Source organism: Pseudomonas putida group bacterium ESBL64 (assembly GCF_045277175.1).
In the GTDB taxonomy this organism is placed as follows: Bacteria; Pseudomonadota; Gammaproteobacteria; order Pseudomonadales; family Pseudomonadaceae; genus Aquipseudomonas; species Aquipseudomonas alloputida.
In genome coordinates this window covers 2442422-2456654 of the sequence record NZ_CP145799.1, presented here as the reverse complement: position 1 = coordinate 2456654, position 14233 = coordinate 2442422, and the positions used below count along the sequence as shown (strand labels likewise).

Here is a 14233-nt window from a genome sequence, read left to right as displayed (position 1 = left end):
CACATAATCCGGATTTGTTTCCGACTATAACGCGGGGCCAGGCGGCTGCAAACGCAGACCGGGTATTCAGTCCCTGAATGCCCCGTCACGCTGTCTCAGTCAGACTTCGGCGCTGGTTGCTCATAGCGCGCATTGAATGCCTGGACAAACCCGTTGCGCAGGATCTGCAGGAACGCCTCGAAGGCACTGACATCCTGCTTGCGCACACTGCCGCTGAGTTCCACCCGAGTGGCGAACTGGTTTTTCGGCTGGTTCTTCAGCACCGTCTCGGTCGCACCCACCAGGGCCTCCCACACCGAGCGGAAGAAGCCCTTGTCCTTTTCCTCGACGTCCTGTTGCCAGTCGAATACGTCGACATCGCGCAGCAGCGGTTTTATATAGCCGTTCAGCCGGCCGTTTTCTGCCTGGGCCTCGATGACCACGTCACCGTGCCCGGCATTGAAGTCGAATTTGCCGTAGGCGCTGGCAAAGTCATTCAGTTTGCGCAGCTCGATGCCGGTGGCGCGAAGCCTGAATTCGAAGTCGTCGAAATCACTGAAAGGGTCGAAGGTGGCACGGCTTTCTACGTTCGCATCCCCCGCGATGAGCGCCGTGCCTTCGAAACTTGCGTCGCGACGGCCTTTCTGGTCGCGCACGTTGGTCAGGTTGCGGATGCTGGCGTTCAACCGGGTGGCCTTGAGGTCGACCGGTGGCTTGGAATTGAAGTTGCGGAACGTCAGCACGCCCTTGTCGATACGCACTTCGTTGAGGGTGATGGGCAGGAGTTTTTCCAGCTGCTGGCGCCAGTCGGTACCTTGGCCGGTCTGCGATGCCTGTTTGCTACCACCGTCGACAAAGTTCAGCTCGGGGTGCACGAAGGTCACCTCCGCCACCACCGCCTTGTCGTACCACAACGCATGCCAGCTCACCGAGAGGTCGATCAGTGGGGCGTCGAGAAACGGTACGGGCACCTTGCCGGTGGTCTTGACGATTTTCAGCCCGTTTATCTGATAGGCACCGCGCCACCAGGCCAGGTCCACATCGGCTACCTGGCCGCGGTAGTCACCCATGTCGGCCAGCTTGTCGTTGAGGTAGTCGCGCACCAGGTAGGGCAGGGCCAGGTGCAGCGCCACCAGCAGCACGATCAGGCTGGCCAGGCCGACCAGCGGCCAGCGATAGCGGGCTTTCATGAGGCTGTCTCCAAGGCGGGATGTGCGGTTGACCGCAACGTGCCGGGCTGAGTTCGAACAGGCTTTACGGGCCACCGCAGCAGGCTTACCCTTGAGGCATTTCCCTGCTTTTTCATGCCAAGGACCCCTGCCATGAGCCGTATCTTTGCAGACAACGCCCACTCCATCGGTAACACGCCGCTGGTGCAGATCAACCGCATCGCCCCGCGCGGCGTGACCATCCTGGCCAAGATCGAAGGGCGCAATCCCGGGTACTCGGTCAAATGCCGCATCGGCGCGAACATGGTCTGGGACGCCGAAAGCAGCGGCAAGCTCAAACCGGGCATGACCATCGTCGAGCCCACCTCGGGCAACACCGGTATCGGCCTGGCCTTCGTCGCCGCCGCCCGCGGCTACAAGCTGATGCTGACCATGCCCGCCTCGATGAGCCTGGAGCGCCGCAAGGTGCTGAAGGCACTGGGCGCCGAGCTGGTATTGACCGATCCGGCCAAGGGCATGAAGGGCGCCATCGAGAAGGCCAACGAAATCGTCGCCTCCGACCCGGAGCAGTACTTCCTGCCGGGCCAGTTCGAAAACCCGGCCAACCCGGCCATTCACGAGAAAACCACCGGCCCTGAGATCTGGAACGACACGGACGGCGCCATCGACGTGCTGGTGGCAGGCGTGGGCACTGGCGGCACCATCACCGGCGTGTCGCGTTACATCAAACATACCCAGGGCAAGGCCATCCTGTCGGTGGCAGTGGAGCCCGTGGCATCGCCGCTGATCAGCCAGACCCTGGCCGGCGAAGAACTGAAGCCAAGCCCGCACAAAATCCAGGGCATCGGCGCCGGCTTCGTGCCGAAAAACCTCGACCTGTCGATCGTCGACCAAGTGGTGACGGTGACCGACGAAGAGTCCAAGGCCATGGCGATTCGTCTGATGCAGGAAGAGGGCATCCTTTGTGGTATTTCCTGCGGTGCGGCAATGGCGGCAGCGGTGCGCCTGGCCGAAAAACCGGAAATGCAGGGTAAGACCATCGTCGTAATCCTGCCCGATTCGGGCGAGCGATATTTGTCGAGCATGCTGTTCAGCGACATGTTCAGCGAGCAGGAAAACCAGCAGTAATCGGCCTTCCCGCTGATCCGGCGCAACGATCGGCGGCCTGGTTTATTGCAAAATCTTCATGAATGCGATCCCGCCCGGGTTGTTTTTACCGCGGCGGGATCGGTTTATGATGGCAGGATGATTTTCTGGAGAGCAGGCAGCGCAGCCCTGACTCTTCCTCAAGGAGTGAAAGCATGACCTTTTCCTTTGCAGCCAAGGCGGGTGTCTTGCTGGTGTTTTTCGGCAGCGTGCTGTTCGTGCACTTGCGCGGCAAGGCCCGCCTGCCGGTGTTGCGCCAGTTCGTCAACCATTCGGCGCTGTTCGCCCCCTACAACGCGTTGATGTACCTGTTTTCCGGCGTGCCGTCCAAGCCCTACCTGGATCGCCAGCGCTTCCCCGAGCTGGACGTGTTGAAGGACAACTGGCAGGAAATCCGCGAAGAGGCCATGCGCCTGTTCGACGAAGGCTATATCCGTGCCGCTGAGAAAGATAACGACGCCGGCTTCGGTTCGTTCTTCAAGAAAGGCTGGAAGCGCTTTTACCTGAAGTGGTACGACAAACCCCTGCCTTCGGCGCAAACCCTGTGCCCGCGCACTGTCGAGCTGGTCAGCAGCATCCCCAATGTCAAAGGCGCAATGTTTGCCCTGCTGCCCGGCGGCAGCCACCTGAACCCGCACCGCGACCCGTTCGCAGGCTCGCTGCGTTATCACCTGGGGCTGTCCACGCCCAACTCCGACGCATGCCGCATCTACGTGGACGGTGAGCAGTACGCCTGGCGTGATGGCGAAGACGTGATGTTCGACGAAACCTACGTGCACTGGGTCAAGAACGAAACCGACGTTACCCGCGTGATCCTGTTCTGTGACATCGAGCGCCCGCTGAGTAGCCCGCTGATGACGCGCATCAACCGTAAGGTCAGTGCCTTCCTCGGCCGCGCCACCGCGCCGCAGAACACCGACGACGAGCGCGTGGGCGGGATCAACCAGGCGTACGCCTGGAGCAAGCGCTTCAGCAACAGGATCAGCAGCCATGTGAAGCAGTTCAAACGCGCCAACCCCAAGGCTTACCGCGTGCTGCGGCCGGTACTGGCGGTGGTGGTGGCGTATCTGTTGTATCGCTGGTTGTTCTGATTTTTTCTGCGCTAACCGGCCCCTTTGCGGGGCAAGCCCGCTGCCACCGGTGCGCCTCATCCTTCAAGGACGAGGGTGCGCTTGTGGCAGCGGGGTTGTGCCGCGAAGAATCACTCGCTATATTCCAGAACATTCACTTTCTCAAAGACCGCGTTCATGCCAGCCATCCCTTCCACCACACGCTTTGCCATCGCGCCAGTCGCGGGCTTGGTCGTGCGTGGTAGCCAGCAGCCGGTCATGATCTGTCACTCCCCACCACCTGTCAGTGGCGTCGTAGGCGGCGTAGCTCCGCCTCATTGCGTGGTTGTGCTGGGCTGATCGGCTTCGTGCCGCAACCCTTCGCACGCGCAACGTACTGAACACGGTCGGCTACTGCTCACGTTGAAGCGCACGCCGTCCGTTTGGCTTATCTGCCTACTATCAGGTGGCAATTCATGTCTGTCTTTACCAAAACGTCCGTGGCCTCGGCGGCCACTACCTGCCTGTTCGTCCTGCTGTGGAGCAGCGGGGCGATCGTCTCCAAGCTCGGCCTGGCGCATGCCAGCCCGTTTGCCTTTCTGCTGTTGCGCTTGGCGCTGGCCCTGGCCGGCCTGTTGCTGATCGGCCCGTTGCTAGGGCTGCGCTGGCCGCGTACTCGCGGGAGCATTCTGCGCGCCCTGGGTACCGGTTGTGTGCTGCTCGGTGCCTATCAGATTTTCTATCTGTTGGCACTTGATACCCATGTCACCCCCGGCGTCATGGCCACGGTGATGGGGGTACAACCGATCCTCACCGTGGTGCTGATGGAACGCCAGCGTTCCTGGAGCCGTTTGTTCGGCCTGAGTTTGGGGTTGGGTGGCTTGATCATGGTGGTCTACCAGGGCATCAACCTGGGCGGGGTATCGCTGGCGGGCATGCTGTTCGCCCTGCTGGCGTTGGTCAGCATGACCTTTGGTTCGATCCTGCAGAAGCGCATTACCGACAACCCCATGGGCACACTGCCGCTGCAGTACCTGGCCGGCTTTGCCATGTGCGCGCTGTTCGCACCTCTGCAACCGCTTCATGTCGAGTGGACCGGCAGCTTCGTCGGTGCGCTGCTGTGGATGGGCCTGGTGGTCTCGCTGCTGGCAACCTTGCTGCTGTACCGGCTGATCGCCAAGGGCAACCTGGTCAATGTCACCAGCCTGTTCTACCTGGTGCCGGCAGTGACTGCGGTAATGGACTTGCTGATCTTCGGTAACCGCCTGGCACCGCTCAGCCTGTTGGGCATGGGGCTGATCGTGGTAGGGCTGCTGTTCGTGTTTCGCAAGCCTGCCGCGCGCCTGGCCGAGGCGTAGGCCCTAGCGGAATTCTTCGGGGATGGCGTGGCGCAACACGCCTTCCTCGAAGTCCAGCAGGCCGGCTTCGCGCTGGGTGAGCAGGTAGTAGAGCAGGGTATCGAGCGAGCGTTGCGGCGGGACCTCGACCGCCAACATCTTCACTGCTTGCTCGGTTTCACAGGCGCAGCCGAAATCCAGCAATGCTGCGCGTACCTGGTCGAGGGTTTCCGGTGGTTTGACGACCACCCGGAACACTGAGCTGCCGCTGCTATGGCGCAGTTCTGCGAACCAGGTTTCGCCTGCTTCCTCGCGGGTGTCGATCACGTCGCCCGGGGCGATGCCATAGACATGGAAGGGTATGTTGTCGATGGCGTAGCCGCCTTCCACGGCCTTGGCCCACAGGCCCTCGACCGAGGCTGGTGGGTAGCCGTTCTCGTCCTGTTCCAGGCGGAACAGGACCTTTTTGTACGCGCTGTTCATGCAGTACCCCGCTTCAGCTGCGCGCCGGGCGCAGCACCAGCCACAAGGCCAGGCCAATCAGCAGGCCGCCGTATAGGTGCGCCATCGACAACGGCTCATTCAGCAGCCATGCCCCCCACAATACGCCGAATACCGGGATCAGGAAGGTCACGGTGCTGGCTTTTACCGGGCCGATTTCTTCGAGCAGGCGGAAGTACAGGATGTAGGCAAAGGCGGTGCACAGCAAACCCAGCCCCAGCAACGACAACCACACCTCCCAGCCCCCCCAGCTGGCGGGCGGTTGGGTGAGTGCGCTCCAGCCGAACAGCGGTGTCAGCATCAGCGTGGCGCCGAGCATGCTGCCCAGTGCGGAAAGACGGCTGTCCAGGCCGCTGATCCAGCGGCGGGCGAGGAACCCGGCAAAGCCGTAGCAGGTGGTGGCCGCCAGGCAGGCGAGGGCGCCTTGCAGCAGGGCCATGTCCAGTGCCACCGGGCCGGCGCCGCTAAGGATGCCGACGCCGAACAGGCCAAGGAAGATGCCGCAGAGTTTGGCCAGGGTCATTGGCTCGCGGAAGAACAGTACGCCGACCAGCACACCCATCAGCGGGGTGGTGGCGTTGAAGATCGCCGAATAGCCGGCCGGCAGCACCTGGGCCGCCACCGAGTAGAAGGTGGCGGGGATGCCGGAGTTGATCATGCCCAGCACCAGGCACGCACCGAGCTTGCCCTGGAAGTCCCAGCGCACGCGGGCGGCGGCCAGAAGCACGATCAGGCCTAGGCAGGCGATGGAAACCCGGAAGAACGCGGTCGGCACCGTGCCCAGTTCGGGGGCGATGATGCGCATGAACAGGAAACTCGCTCCCCAGACGGCGGCAAGGGTCAGCAGGCGGGCTAGGGCGATGGGGCTCACAACGGTCTCCGGAGGTAAGGCAGGGGCGCGAGTGTACGCCAGGGGGCGGGGGGATTCTTGTGCTTTCTTGCTGTGTAATTCCTCTTGGGCTGCAGGGCTCTGGGCAAGGCAGCTGCAACTACAGCTCGGGCCTTCAATGGCAGTAACCCATGAAGCCAAGGGCGGCTAAGCTCTGTACTCAATCCCAGTTCCGAGGCCCCACGCATGTCCCAGCCCTGGCCCGCTGTCGAAATCGCCCGGATGATCCTCGCCGGCTTCGACGACTACCGCGATCATTTCCAGCGCATCACCCTCGGAGCCCGCAAGCGCTTCGAGCAGGCGCGCTGGCAGGATATCCAGCAGGCCGCCGCCGCCCGCATCAATCTCTACGAAGAGAAAGTCGCCGAAGTCAACGGTTGGCTGCGCCAGGCCTTTGCCGCAGAGGTGCTGCTGGACGTGGAACAGTGGCCGCTGGTGAAAAACGCCTATATCCACCTGATCGACCCACGCCTGGACGACGAGCTGGCAGAGACCTGGTACAACTCGCTGTTTTGCAGCCTGTTCAGCCATGACCTGATCAGCGACGGCTGCATGTTCATCCACACGACCCGGCCTTCCATGCGCGGCCGCGAGCGCGCGGCGCAAACCCGTACCTATCGGCTTGACGGCAGTCTCAGGAACTTGCTGCGCGCGGTGTTCGCCGATTACCCGTTCGACATGCCCTATGGCGACCTGGAAGGCGACCTGGCGCGGCTGGAAGAACAACTGCGCGAATGCCTGCCCGACTGGGTGTGCAAGGACCCGACGCTGGCCGTGGAGCTGTTTGTACCCGTGCTTTACCGCAACAAGGGGGCCTATCTGGTCGGCCGCCTGTACAACAGCGATGAGCAGTGGCCGTTGGTGATTCCCTTGCTGCACCGCGAGGGCCACGGCATCGAGGCCGATGCGCTGATTACCGACGAGGCCGAGGTGTCGATCATCTTTTCGTTCACCCGCTCTTACTTCATGGCCGATGTCCCGGTGCCCGCCGAGTTCGTCAATTTCCTCAAGCGCATCCTGCCGGGCAAGCACATTGCCGAGCTATACACCTCGATCGGGTTCTACAAGCAGGGCAAGTCGGAGTTCTACCGCGCGCTGATCAACCACCTGGCCAGCAGTGATGACCGCTTTGTCATGGCGCCAGGGGTACGGGGCATGGTCATGAGCGTGTTCACCTTGCCCGGCTTCAATACGGTGTTCAAGATCATCAAGGACCGCTTCTCGCCATCGAAAACCGTGGACCGCGCCACGGTGATCGACAAGTACCGGCTGGTGAAGAGCGTCGACCGGGTGGGGCGTATGGCCGACACCCAGGAGTTTGCCGATTTTCGCTTTCCGCGCAGCAAGTTCGAGCCGGATTGCCTGGCCGAGTTGCTGGAGGTGGCACCGTCGACGGTGGCGCTGGAGGGCGACACGGTGCTGATCCGCCACTGTTGGACCGAGCGGCGCATGACGCCGTTGAACCTGTACCTGGAGCATGCCACCGAGGGCCAGGTGCTGGAGGCACTGGAGGACTACGGCCTGGCCATCAAGCAGTTGGCGGCGGCGAACATCTTCCCCGGCGACATGTTGCTGAAGAACTTCGGCGTGACCCGCCATGGCCGGGTAGTGTTCTACGACTATGACGAAATCAGCTTCCTGACCGAGGTGAATTTCCGCCACATTCCGCCACCGCGATACCCGGAGGACGAAATGTCGGGCGAGCCGTGGTACTCGATCGGGCCGCATGATGTGTTTCCCGAAGAGTTTCCGCCGTTTCTGTTTGCCGATATGGGCCAGCGGCGGTTGTTCAGCCGCTTGCATGGGGAACTGTATGACGCGGATTACTGGAAGGGGCTGCAGGCGGCGATACGTGAGGGGAAAGTGATCGATGTGTTTCCGTATCGGCGCAAGGCCCGGTGAATCAGGTCGAACAGGCCTGTCACGCCTTCAAACACTTCATCTCGCTCAAATGGGTACGCACCTTGCTCAGCCGTTCCTGCAGGAACCGCCGCTGTTGCGGGGTGCTTTGCCGCACCAGGTCCACCAGCAGGCTGCGCGCCTGTCGCTCGGTATTCTGATACGCCGCCCGGTACTCGGGTGTCCACAAACTCTCCTTGCGCTGCAACAAGGTCGCCAGGCGCGGCTCGAAGCTGGAGTCGTTGCGCTGGTTCATCGCCAACAGCAGTTGCTGTTGCCAGTGGGCACGGTTGGCGATCCATTCACGGTTCTGGTCACCCAGCGCTTGAGACCAGGTCTGGATGCGTTGCTTCTGTACCGCCGTCAACTCGCCAAACCATGGCGTCAGGCGTTTTTCCATGCGCTCGCTACGGCGGGCCATCTGCTTCGGCAATGGCGTATCCACATACTGCTTTTGCCGCTCACTGATGTCATCGCGGAAGGCTTCACGCATCTGCGCTACCTGGTCGTCGCTCATGCCGCGCAGCAGTTCGGTGGCCGAAGGGGTGATTTCCTCGGCCACCCGACCAATTGCCTCACGGACCTCGCGGGTGCTTTGCTGCAGGGCCTGGTCGGTGACCTGGTCGTCGGCGACCAGCTCACGTAGCCGGTCGAGCCAGTCAAGGTAGCCGGGCAGTTGAGTCTTGCAATGCCAGGCCAGGTGCTCGCGCAACCGATCGTCCAGCAGCGCCCTTTGCTCGCGGTTCATGTCCAGGTAGTCGCTCAGCGACCACGGCACCAGGCGGTCGAGGTTGCGATAGGCCAGGTCGATGCGGCTGCAGGCGGCCAAGGCCAGGGCGAAGCCGATGGCGATAAGCAGGGCTTTGGGCAGGCGTAGCGGCATGTGCTGTTCCTTCCTCAGGCTGGTCAGAAGGTAGATGCAAGTGCGGCCTGGCGGTTCCACTGCATGAGTGGTCGGGCCATGTGGTGGCTTCAGGTGTAGAATAGCCGCCTTGTCTTGAGGATCATCGGAAATGGCTCTGCTTGGGCGTTACAACAGTTTGCAAATCGTGAAACACGTGGACTTCGGTCTGTACCTGGACGGCGGCGCCGATGGCGAAATCCTGCTGCCCGGGCGCTACATCCCGAAAAACGCCGAGACCGAGGTCGATGACTGGTTGAACGTGTTCATCTACCTGGACAGCGAAGACCAGCTGATCGCCACTACCGAGAAGCCCAAGGTGCAGGTTGGCGAGTTCGCCAGCCTGAAGGTCAAGGACATCAACGGTGCCGGTATCTTCCTGGACTGGGGCCTGTCCAAGGACCTGCTGATGCCGTACTCGGAAGAGGCACGGCCACTGAAGATCGGCGATTATTGCGTGGTGCACGTGTACCTCGACAAGCGCACCCGCCGGATCACTGCCACGTCGCGCCTGGACCGCTACCTCGATGTCACCCCGGCCGACTACAAGGTTGGCCAGCCGGTCGAGCTGCTGGTAGCCGGCGAAACGCCGATGGGCTTCAAGGCCATCATCAACAACCGCCACTGGGGCCTGATCCACAAGAACGAGGTGTTCAAGTTCTTGCGCTCGGGCATGCACGAGAAGGGCTTCATCAAGGAAGTGCGCCAGGACGGCAAGATTTCGTTGAGCCTGCAGCCGGTAGGCGCCGCCCTGGCGGACACCCTTCAAGAGCAGATCATGGCGCGCCTGGAAGCCGAAGGCGGGGTGTTGGGGGTGTGCGACAAGAGTGACCCTGCGTTGATCAGCAAGCTGTTCAACGTCAGCAAGGGCAACTTCAAGAAGGCCATTGGCGGGTTGTTCAAGCAGGGCCTGATCGTCATCCATGACGATCGCATCGAGAAAGCCTGACGGCCTTACGCCTGTACGAAGTTGCGGAAGTCCAGCTGCTCGCCACCCGGACGGGTGTCGCGCAGCAGCGAGTCACGGTCGGCGCTGAGGGCCAGGCTGATGGTGGAGCGGCGCTTGCCGGGCTTGCGCACTTCCATTTGCTCCAGGTGAGCCTTGAGGAAATTGGTGGGCACCTTCAGGTGCTGCAGTTCATCGCTTTCTGGCGTGTGCAGCAGCAGGTTGACCCAGTCGGCCTGGCCCTTGCCCAGCAGTGCCACTGGCACTTCGAACCACCACAGGTTGCGTTTGTTGTCCAGGATGGCGAACAGGGTATTGCTGCTGGTCAGCACCGGCCGGGCCAGTGCTTCGTTGCGCCGGGCGATGGCGGCGGGTTTGTCGAGTTTCATGCAGGTTCCTGCGAGTTGACGCTATGAAGGCCTGCATTGTGAGGGGTGGCACGGGGCGGGGCAAGGTTTGTGACTTGCGGTGCCTGTGCCGGCCTCTTCGCGGGCTTGGGCGGTATTCGCCTGCCGTTTTACCGTTCGGCTTCTGGCCGGAAAATCCGTTGAAACTCCTGGCCCAGGCGTTGGGTCAACCTACTGTCGACACGGTTCACGTGTCTCCATTTGCAGGAGTTTTGCCATGAGCGGTACTAAAGACAAAGCGAAAGGCTTGGCCAACGAAGCGATCGGCAACGTGAAACAGGGTGTTGGCAAGGTGACCGACAACGACAAGCTGCGGGCCGAAGGCAAGGCGCAGGAGCTTAAAGGCGAGGCGCAACAGATCAAGGGCAATGTGAAGGATGCGGTGAAGAAGCCTTGACTTGAGGTGAGGCGGCCTGTGCCGGCCTCTGGCGGGTAAACCCGCGTAGAGGCCGGCACTATTCGTAAGCAAATTCTTCAATCACGGCCGGGAGCAGCACAGCACGGGCACGGTCTATTAGACTTGCCTGTGTAACGATCAAGCGGCGAAAGGAGACGCTATGATTTTCCCCGACCTGCGCGGCTTGCCCCTGCACCGCGTGCTGGTTCGCACCGTCAAGGAATTCCTCGACGACGAGATGTCCACCTATGCCTCAGCGCTGGCCTACCAGGCGCTGTTCTCGCTATTCCCCTTCCTGTTGTTCCTGATTGCCCTGATCGGTTTCCTGCACTTGCCGGACTTTTTCTCCTGGCTGCGTCTGCAATCGGAACTGGTGTTACCGCCCCAGGCGCTGGAGCAGGTGAACCCGGTGATCGACCAGTTGCAACAATCCAAGGGCGGGCTGCTGTCGGTGGGTATCGTGATCGCCCTGTGGACCGCCTCCGCCGGCGTGCGCCTGATGATGAGCGCCATGAACGCCGCTTACGATGTGCCCGAAGGGCGCCCGGTGTGGAAGCGTATCCCGCTTTCCATTTTCTACACCGTGGGCCTGGCTGGCATGCTGCTGGCGGCCGCAGCACTGATGGTGCTGGGCCCGCAGGTGATGGAATGGATAGCCGCCCAGATCGGCATGCAGGAGTTCATCGTCACACTGTGGACCATCCTGCGCTGGCCGGTGATCATCATTCTGCTGATGGTGGCAGTGGCCCTGATCTATTACGTGATGCCTGATGTGAAACAGCAGTTTCGCTTCATCACCCCGGGTTCGGTGCTGGCGGTTGTGGTGTGGATCGTGGCCTCACTGGGCTTTGCCTACTACGTGAAGACCTTTGCCGACTACAACGCCATGTACGGCAGCATTGGTGCAATCATCGTGCTGTTGCTGTATTTCTATATTTCGGCTGCCGTGCTGCTGCTCGGCGCCGAAATGAATGCGGTGATCGAGCACATGTCAGCCGAAGGCAAGAACCCGGGCGAGAAAGACTTCGACGGGGAAAAGCCCAAGGAAACCTTGACTGTACTGGGTCACGAGCACCCGAACCCGAGCAAACCTCATAGCGTCGAGCCGAACCCCTGATGATCCGTGACATTCTCAAGATGGGCGACGAACGCCTGCTGCGCATCGCTCCGCCAGTGCCCGAGCACCTGCTTGGCAGTGCCGAACTGCAGCAACTGATCGACGACATGTTCGAAACCATGCGTCACGTAGGCGGTGTGGGCCTGGCCGCCCCGCAGATCGGCATCGACCTGCAGTTGGTGATCTTCGGCTTCGAGCGCAGCGAGCGATACCCCGATGCCGAGGCGGTGCCGCAGACCATTCTGCTGAATCCGGTCATCACCCCGACCTCAAGCGAGATCGAGGACGGCTGGGAAGGTTGTCTGTCGGTGCCTGGCTTGCGCGGCGTGGTGCCGCGCTTCAAGCATATCGGCTACCAGGGCATCGACCCCCAGGGCAACCCGATCAACCGCTTTGCCGATGGCTTCCATGCGCGGGTGGTGCAGCACGAGTGCGACCACCTGATCGGCCGGCTATACCCCTCGCGCATCCAGGACTTTGCCAGGTTCGGCTACACCGAGGTGCTGTTCCCTGGGCTTGAGGTCAGCGACGACTGACCTCGCTGCAGGGCTACCAGGCGTTTGTTGCGCTGATAGCGAAGCAGGCGGCTGGCCAGGGCTTCTGGCAGCTGTTGGGCCAGGTCGAAACCCAGGCGCTGGTAGAAGGGCGTCAGGTCGGGATGACAGAACAGCCAGACGGGCCCGTCAACCTGCGACAGTGCTGCCTCGATCAACTGCGCGGCCACCCCTTGGTTGCGTCGCTGCGGGGCGACGAACAGGCCCGTCAGCCAGAATCCCTCACCCACCGCACTCAGGCTCAGCCCGGCGATGATGCCAGGGTCCCGCGCTACCCACAGTTCGGCGTCGCTTGCAGCGCGCATGCGTGAGCTGTGCTGGCGGTAGAAGTGGTCCAGCAAACGGCGTTCTGTGTCCGAAAGCGTCGAACAGGACAATTTTTCAGAAATGGTGAGTCCTACCCTGAAACGTGGCCAGAGGCTCTGGCCTGATGATTTGCGGCCACTTTGTCGCAGATTGTTGCAAAACCGGCAAGGGTGAATATCCGACTCCGGGGTTCAACTATTACTGGCCGGGAGTAGAATTTTCTTCATCCCCCCTGGCAGTACGAAGCGGGATCGGTACTTCGTGCCATCTAGACCCTAGATGACAACTTCTCCGCGCCGGATACGGCAATAGAAGTCAATCGATCAGCTTGAACGCTCTAAAGGCAAAACCACATGAAACCATTACTGATTCTTGCATTGGTCGGTATGTCCTCGTTCGCCCTCGCCGATGAGGCCAAACCCGTCTCCAGCGAGCCTGTGGCTCAGCAGTACGACTACTCGATGAACCTGGACATCAAGCGGGTGATCAACCTGTCGACCATCCCCAATGTCTGCGAAGTGGTACCTGCGACCATGACCTATGAAGACCATCAGGGCCAGGTGCACACCATCCAGTACCGTGCCATGGGAGAAGGTTGCCAGCAGGGTTGACTGGCGGTGCCCGCCACAGGGGCTGAAAACGCTGTGGCGGGCACTTGCTGGCCCTGATGCGATCTCCCAGGTGCTCCGCCAATACAGAATAATGTCCCCGCCTGTCGAATCCTCCGCTTCCCGTTCGACCATAGCTGAAGGCACGCGTCACACACCGTGCCCCACCCCTATGATCTGTCGGAGGTACCCCCGATGAGCACCGCAGCCGAATCCGAAATCCGCCAATTGATCGAGCGCTGGATGCAAGCCGTGCGCGATCGCGACATCCCGGGCATCATCGCCCCCTATGCCGACGATATCGTCGCCTTCGATGCCATCCAGGCTCTGCAATTCAAAGGCAAGTCCGCCTACACGGCGCACTGGGAAATGTGCATGGGCATGTGCACCGGCCCCATGGTGTTCGAACTTGCCCAACTTACCGTGTACGCCGCTGGCGATCTGGCCCTGGCCCATTGGCTGAACCGCTGCGGCCCGGGCGACGACGAAAGCCAGTGCGGCTTCATGCGCGCCACGGTGGGCTATCGTCGTCAAGGCGGCCAGTGGCAGGTCATCCACGAACACTGGTCGGCGCCTTTCGACATGGAAACGCAAAAGGCCCTGTTCGATCTCAAGCCCTGAGCCTTTATCGCCAAACGCACTTTGCCAATGCCTTGGAGGCGACCATGAAATACCTGTGCCTGGTCTATTGTGACGAGGGGCTGTTGCACAGCCTGCCCGACAGCCCGGCAGACGCTGAATGCATGGCCTACGCCGAAGCCATTCACGGTTCCGGGCGCATGCTGGCGGCCGAGGCGCTGAAGTCGGTGCAGACGGCCACCACGGTGCGTATGCGTAACGGGCGCATGAGCCTGACCGACGGCCCGTTCGCCGAAACCAAGGAGCAACTGGCGGGCTTTTACCTGGTGGAGGCCCGCGACCTCAACGAAGCGCTGAATATCGCCAAGGGCATCCCTGCTGCGCGGGTCGGCAGTGTCGAGGTGCGACCAGTGCGCGAGCTGCAACCCTGACAGCCAAGGAGAACCATC

General features: G+C 61.6%; 18 protein-coding genes. 11 read left to right on the top strand and 7 right to left on the bottom strand.

Going from position 1 to position 14233, the window contains the following annotated elements:
- Nucleotides 1–95: 95 nt before the first annotated feature.
- Complete coding sequence (locus V6093_RS11165) at nucleotides 96–1169, bottom strand: DUF748 domain-containing protein (protein ID WP_054888689.1); 1074 nt, start codon at nucleotides 1167–1169, stop codon at nucleotides 96–98.
- Between the two features lie 132 nt (nucleotides 1170–1301).
- On the opposite strand from V6093_RS11165, the gene cysK reads away from it, so the two are divergent.
- Together cysK and V6093_RS11155 are read left to right on the top strand one after the other, a co-directional pair.
- On the top strand, nucleotides 1302–2276 hold the full coding sequence (cysK, locus tag V6093_RS11160) for a cysteine synthase A (protein WP_003254654.1): 975 nt from the start codon (nucleotides 1302–1304) through the stop codon (nucleotides 2274–2276).
- A gap of 173 nt (nucleotides 2277–2449) precedes the next feature.
- Nucleotides 2450–3385 (top strand): aspartyl/asparaginyl beta-hydroxylase domain-containing protein, encoded by a 936-nt coding sequence (locus V6093_RS11155; protein ID WP_003254653.1) that lies wholly within the window; start codon nucleotides 2450–2452, stop codon nucleotides 3383–3385.
- Between the two features lie 110 nt (nucleotides 3386–3495).
- Here the strand turns inward: V6093_RS11155 and V6093_RS11150 are convergent, their stop codons facing one another.
- Nucleotides 3496–3624, bottom strand: a complete 129-nt coding sequence (locus tag V6093_RS11150) for a hypothetical protein (RefSeq protein ID WP_003254652.1) — start codon at nucleotides 3622–3624, stop codon at nucleotides 3496–3498.
- Between the two features lie 195 nt (nucleotides 3625–3819).
- Between V6093_RS11150 and V6093_RS11145 the strand changes: the two genes are divergently transcribed.
- Nucleotides 3820–4701: a DMT family transporter gene (locus tag V6093_RS11145; protein ID WP_406669792.1), complete on the top strand. Its 882-nt coding sequence runs from the start codon at nucleotides 3820–3822 to the stop codon at nucleotides 4699–4701.
- 3 nt (nucleotides 4702–4704) lie between these two features.
- Here the strand turns inward: V6093_RS11145 and V6093_RS11140 are convergent, their stop codons facing one another.
- Both V6093_RS11140 and V6093_RS11135 read right to left on the bottom strand, forming a co-directional pair.
- Nucleotides 4705–5163, bottom strand: coding sequence for a DUF4265 domain-containing protein (locus V6093_RS11140; RefSeq protein WP_019436818.1), 459 nt, complete (start codon nucleotides 5161–5163; stop codon nucleotides 4705–4707).
- Between the two features lie 13 nt (nucleotides 5164–5176).
- Nucleotides 5177–6052 (bottom strand): DMT family transporter, encoded by an 876-nt coding sequence (locus V6093_RS11135; RefSeq protein WP_004576045.1) that lies wholly within the window; start codon nucleotides 6050–6052, stop codon nucleotides 5177–5179.
- A gap of 204 nt (nucleotides 6053–6256) precedes the next feature.
- Here V6093_RS11135 and aceK point away from each other — a divergent pair, with 204 nt between their 5' ends.
- On the top strand, nucleotides 6257–7972 hold the full coding sequence (aceK, locus tag V6093_RS11130) for a bifunctional isocitrate dehydrogenase kinase/phosphatase (RefSeq protein ID WP_047604255.1): 1716 nt from the start codon (nucleotides 6257–6259) through the stop codon (nucleotides 7970–7972).
- Between the two features lie 19 nt (nucleotides 7973–7991).
- Here aceK and V6093_RS11125 read toward each other — a convergent pair whose 3' ends face one another.
- A complete protein-coding gene (locus tag V6093_RS11125; protein WP_121783032.1) occupies nucleotides 7992–8852 on the bottom strand; it encodes a DUF6279 family lipoprotein in 861 nt (286 codons plus the stop codon).
- A gap of 130 nt (nucleotides 8853–8982) precedes the next feature.
- Between V6093_RS11125 and V6093_RS11120 the strand changes: the two genes are divergently transcribed.
- Entirely contained in the window at nucleotides 8983–9819 is an 837-nt protein-coding gene (locus V6093_RS11120; RefSeq protein ID WP_010955234.1) for a S1 RNA-binding domain-containing protein, read from the top strand.
- A 5-nt stretch (nucleotides 9820–9824) separates the two neighbouring features.
- Here V6093_RS11120 and V6093_RS11115 read toward each other — a convergent pair whose 3' ends face one another.
- Nucleotides 9825–10205, bottom strand: a complete 381-nt coding sequence (locus V6093_RS11115) for a hypothetical protein (protein ID WP_003254641.1) — start codon at nucleotides 10203–10205, stop codon at nucleotides 9825–9827.
- A 235-nt stretch (nucleotides 10206–10440) separates the two neighbouring features.
- On the opposite strand from V6093_RS11115, the gene V6093_RS11110 reads away from it, so the two are divergent.
- The 3 genes from V6093_RS11110 to def all read left to right on the top strand — a co-directional run bounded on the left by V6093_RS11110 (nucleotide 10441) and on the right by def (nucleotide 12273).
- The gene (locus V6093_RS11110; RefSeq protein ID WP_003254639.1) at nucleotides 10441–10620 is read left to right on the top strand and encodes a CsbD family protein; all 180 of its coding nucleotides are present in this window, start codon (nucleotides 10441–10443) and stop codon (nucleotides 10618–10620) included.
- Between the two features lie 160 nt (nucleotides 10621–10780).
- Nucleotides 10781–11737, top strand: a complete 957-nt coding sequence (locus V6093_RS11105; protein WP_003254637.1) for a YihY/virulence factor BrkB family protein — start codon at nucleotides 10781–10783, stop codon at nucleotides 11735–11737.
- Nucleotides 11737–12273, top strand: a complete 537-nt coding sequence (def, locus tag V6093_RS11100) for a peptide deformylase (protein ID WP_047604254.1) — start codon at nucleotides 11737–11739, stop codon at nucleotides 12271–12273. The genes V6093_RS11105 and def overlap by 1 nt, the downstream gene beginning before the upstream one ends.
- Here the strand turns inward: def and V6093_RS11095 are convergent.
- Nucleotides 12228–12632, bottom strand: a complete 405-nt coding sequence (locus V6093_RS11095; RefSeq protein ID WP_144000369.1) for a GNAT family N-acetyltransferase — start codon at nucleotides 12630–12632, stop codon at nucleotides 12228–12230. The two genes, def and V6093_RS11095, sit on opposite strands and share 46 nt — an antisense overlap.
- 318 nt (nucleotides 12633–12950) lie before the next feature.
- Between V6093_RS11095 and V6093_RS11090 the strand changes: the two genes are divergently transcribed.
- The 3 genes from V6093_RS11090 (at nucleotide 12951) to V6093_RS11080 (ending at nucleotide 14215) form a co-directional block, all read left to right on the top strand.
- Complete coding sequence (locus V6093_RS11090) at nucleotides 12951–13208, top strand: DUF2790 domain-containing protein (protein ID WP_003254632.1); 258 nt, start codon at nucleotides 12951–12953, stop codon at nucleotides 13206–13208.
- 192 nt (nucleotides 13209–13400) lie between these two features.
- Nucleotides 13401–13826, top strand: coding sequence for a nuclear transport factor 2 family protein (locus V6093_RS11085; RefSeq protein ID WP_003254630.1), 426 nt, complete (start codon nucleotides 13401–13403; stop codon nucleotides 13824–13826).
- Nucleotides 13827–13870: 44 nt separating this feature from the next.
- Entirely contained in the window at nucleotides 13871–14215 is a 345-nt protein-coding gene (locus V6093_RS11080; RefSeq protein WP_014860684.1) for a YciI family protein, read from the top strand.
- The last annotated feature ends 18 nt before the right edge of the window (nucleotides 14216–14233 follow it).

What these genes read in the sequence shown, in the direction of transcription:
- V6093_RS11165 (WP_054888689.1), bottom strand. Translation starts at nt 1,169, where the DNA reads ATGAAAGCCCGCTATCGCTGGCCGCTGGTCGGCCTGGCCAGCCTGATC.
- cysK (WP_003254654.1), top strand. Translation starts at nt 1,302, where the DNA reads ATGAGCCGTATCTTTGCAGACAACGCCCACTCCATCGGTAACACGCCG.
- V6093_RS11155 (WP_003254653.1), top strand. Translation starts at nt 2,450, where the DNA reads ATGACCTTTTCCTTTGCAGCCAAGGCGGGTGTCTTGCTGGTGTTTTTC.
- V6093_RS11150 (WP_003254652.1), bottom strand. Translation starts at nt 3,624, where the DNA reads ATGACCGGCTGCTGGCTACCACGCACGACCAAGCCCGCGACTGGCGCG.
- V6093_RS11145 (WP_406669792.1), top strand. Translation starts at nt 3,820, where the DNA reads ATGTCTGTCTTTACCAAAACGTCCGTGGCCTCGGCGGCCACTACCTGC.
- V6093_RS11140 (WP_019436818.1), bottom strand. Translation starts at nt 5,163, where the DNA reads ATGAACAGCGCGTACAAAAAGGTCCTGTTCCGCCTGGAACAGGACGAG.
- aceK (WP_047604255.1), top strand. Translation starts at nt 6,257, where the DNA reads ATGTCCCAGCCCTGGCCCGCTGTCGAAATCGCCCGGATGATCCTCGCC.
- V6093_RS11125 (WP_121783032.1), bottom strand. Translation starts at nt 8,852, where the DNA reads ATGCCGCTACGCCTGCCCAAAGCCCTGCTTATCGCCATCGGCTTCGCC.
- V6093_RS11120 (WP_010955234.1), top strand. Translation starts at nt 8,983, where the DNA reads ATGGCTCTGCTTGGGCGTTACAACAGTTTGCAAATCGTGAAACACGTG.
- V6093_RS11115 (WP_003254641.1), bottom strand. Translation starts at nt 10,205, where the DNA reads ATGAAACTCGACAAACCCGCCGCCATCGCCCGGCGCAACGAAGCACTG.
- V6093_RS11110 (WP_003254639.1), top strand. Translation starts at nt 10,441, where the DNA reads ATGAGCGGTACTAAAGACAAAGCGAAAGGCTTGGCCAACGAAGCGATC.
- V6093_RS11105 (WP_003254637.1), top strand. Translation starts at nt 10,781, where the DNA reads ATGATTTTCCCCGACCTGCGCGGCTTGCCCCTGCACCGCGTGCTGGTT.
- def (WP_047604254.1), top strand. Translation starts at nt 11,737, where the DNA reads ATGATCCGTGACATTCTCAAGATGGGCGACGAACGCCTGCTGCGCATC.
- V6093_RS11090 (WP_003254632.1), top strand. Translation starts at nt 12,951, where the DNA reads ATGAAACCATTACTGATTCTTGCATTGGTCGGTATGTCCTCGTTCGCC.
- V6093_RS11085 (WP_003254630.1), top strand. Translation starts at nt 13,401, where the DNA reads ATGAGCACCGCAGCCGAATCCGAAATCCGCCAATTGATCGAGCGCTGG.
- V6093_RS11080 (WP_014860684.1), top strand. Translation starts at nt 13,871, where the DNA reads ATGAAATACCTGTGCCTGGTCTATTGTGACGAGGGGCTGTTGCACAGC.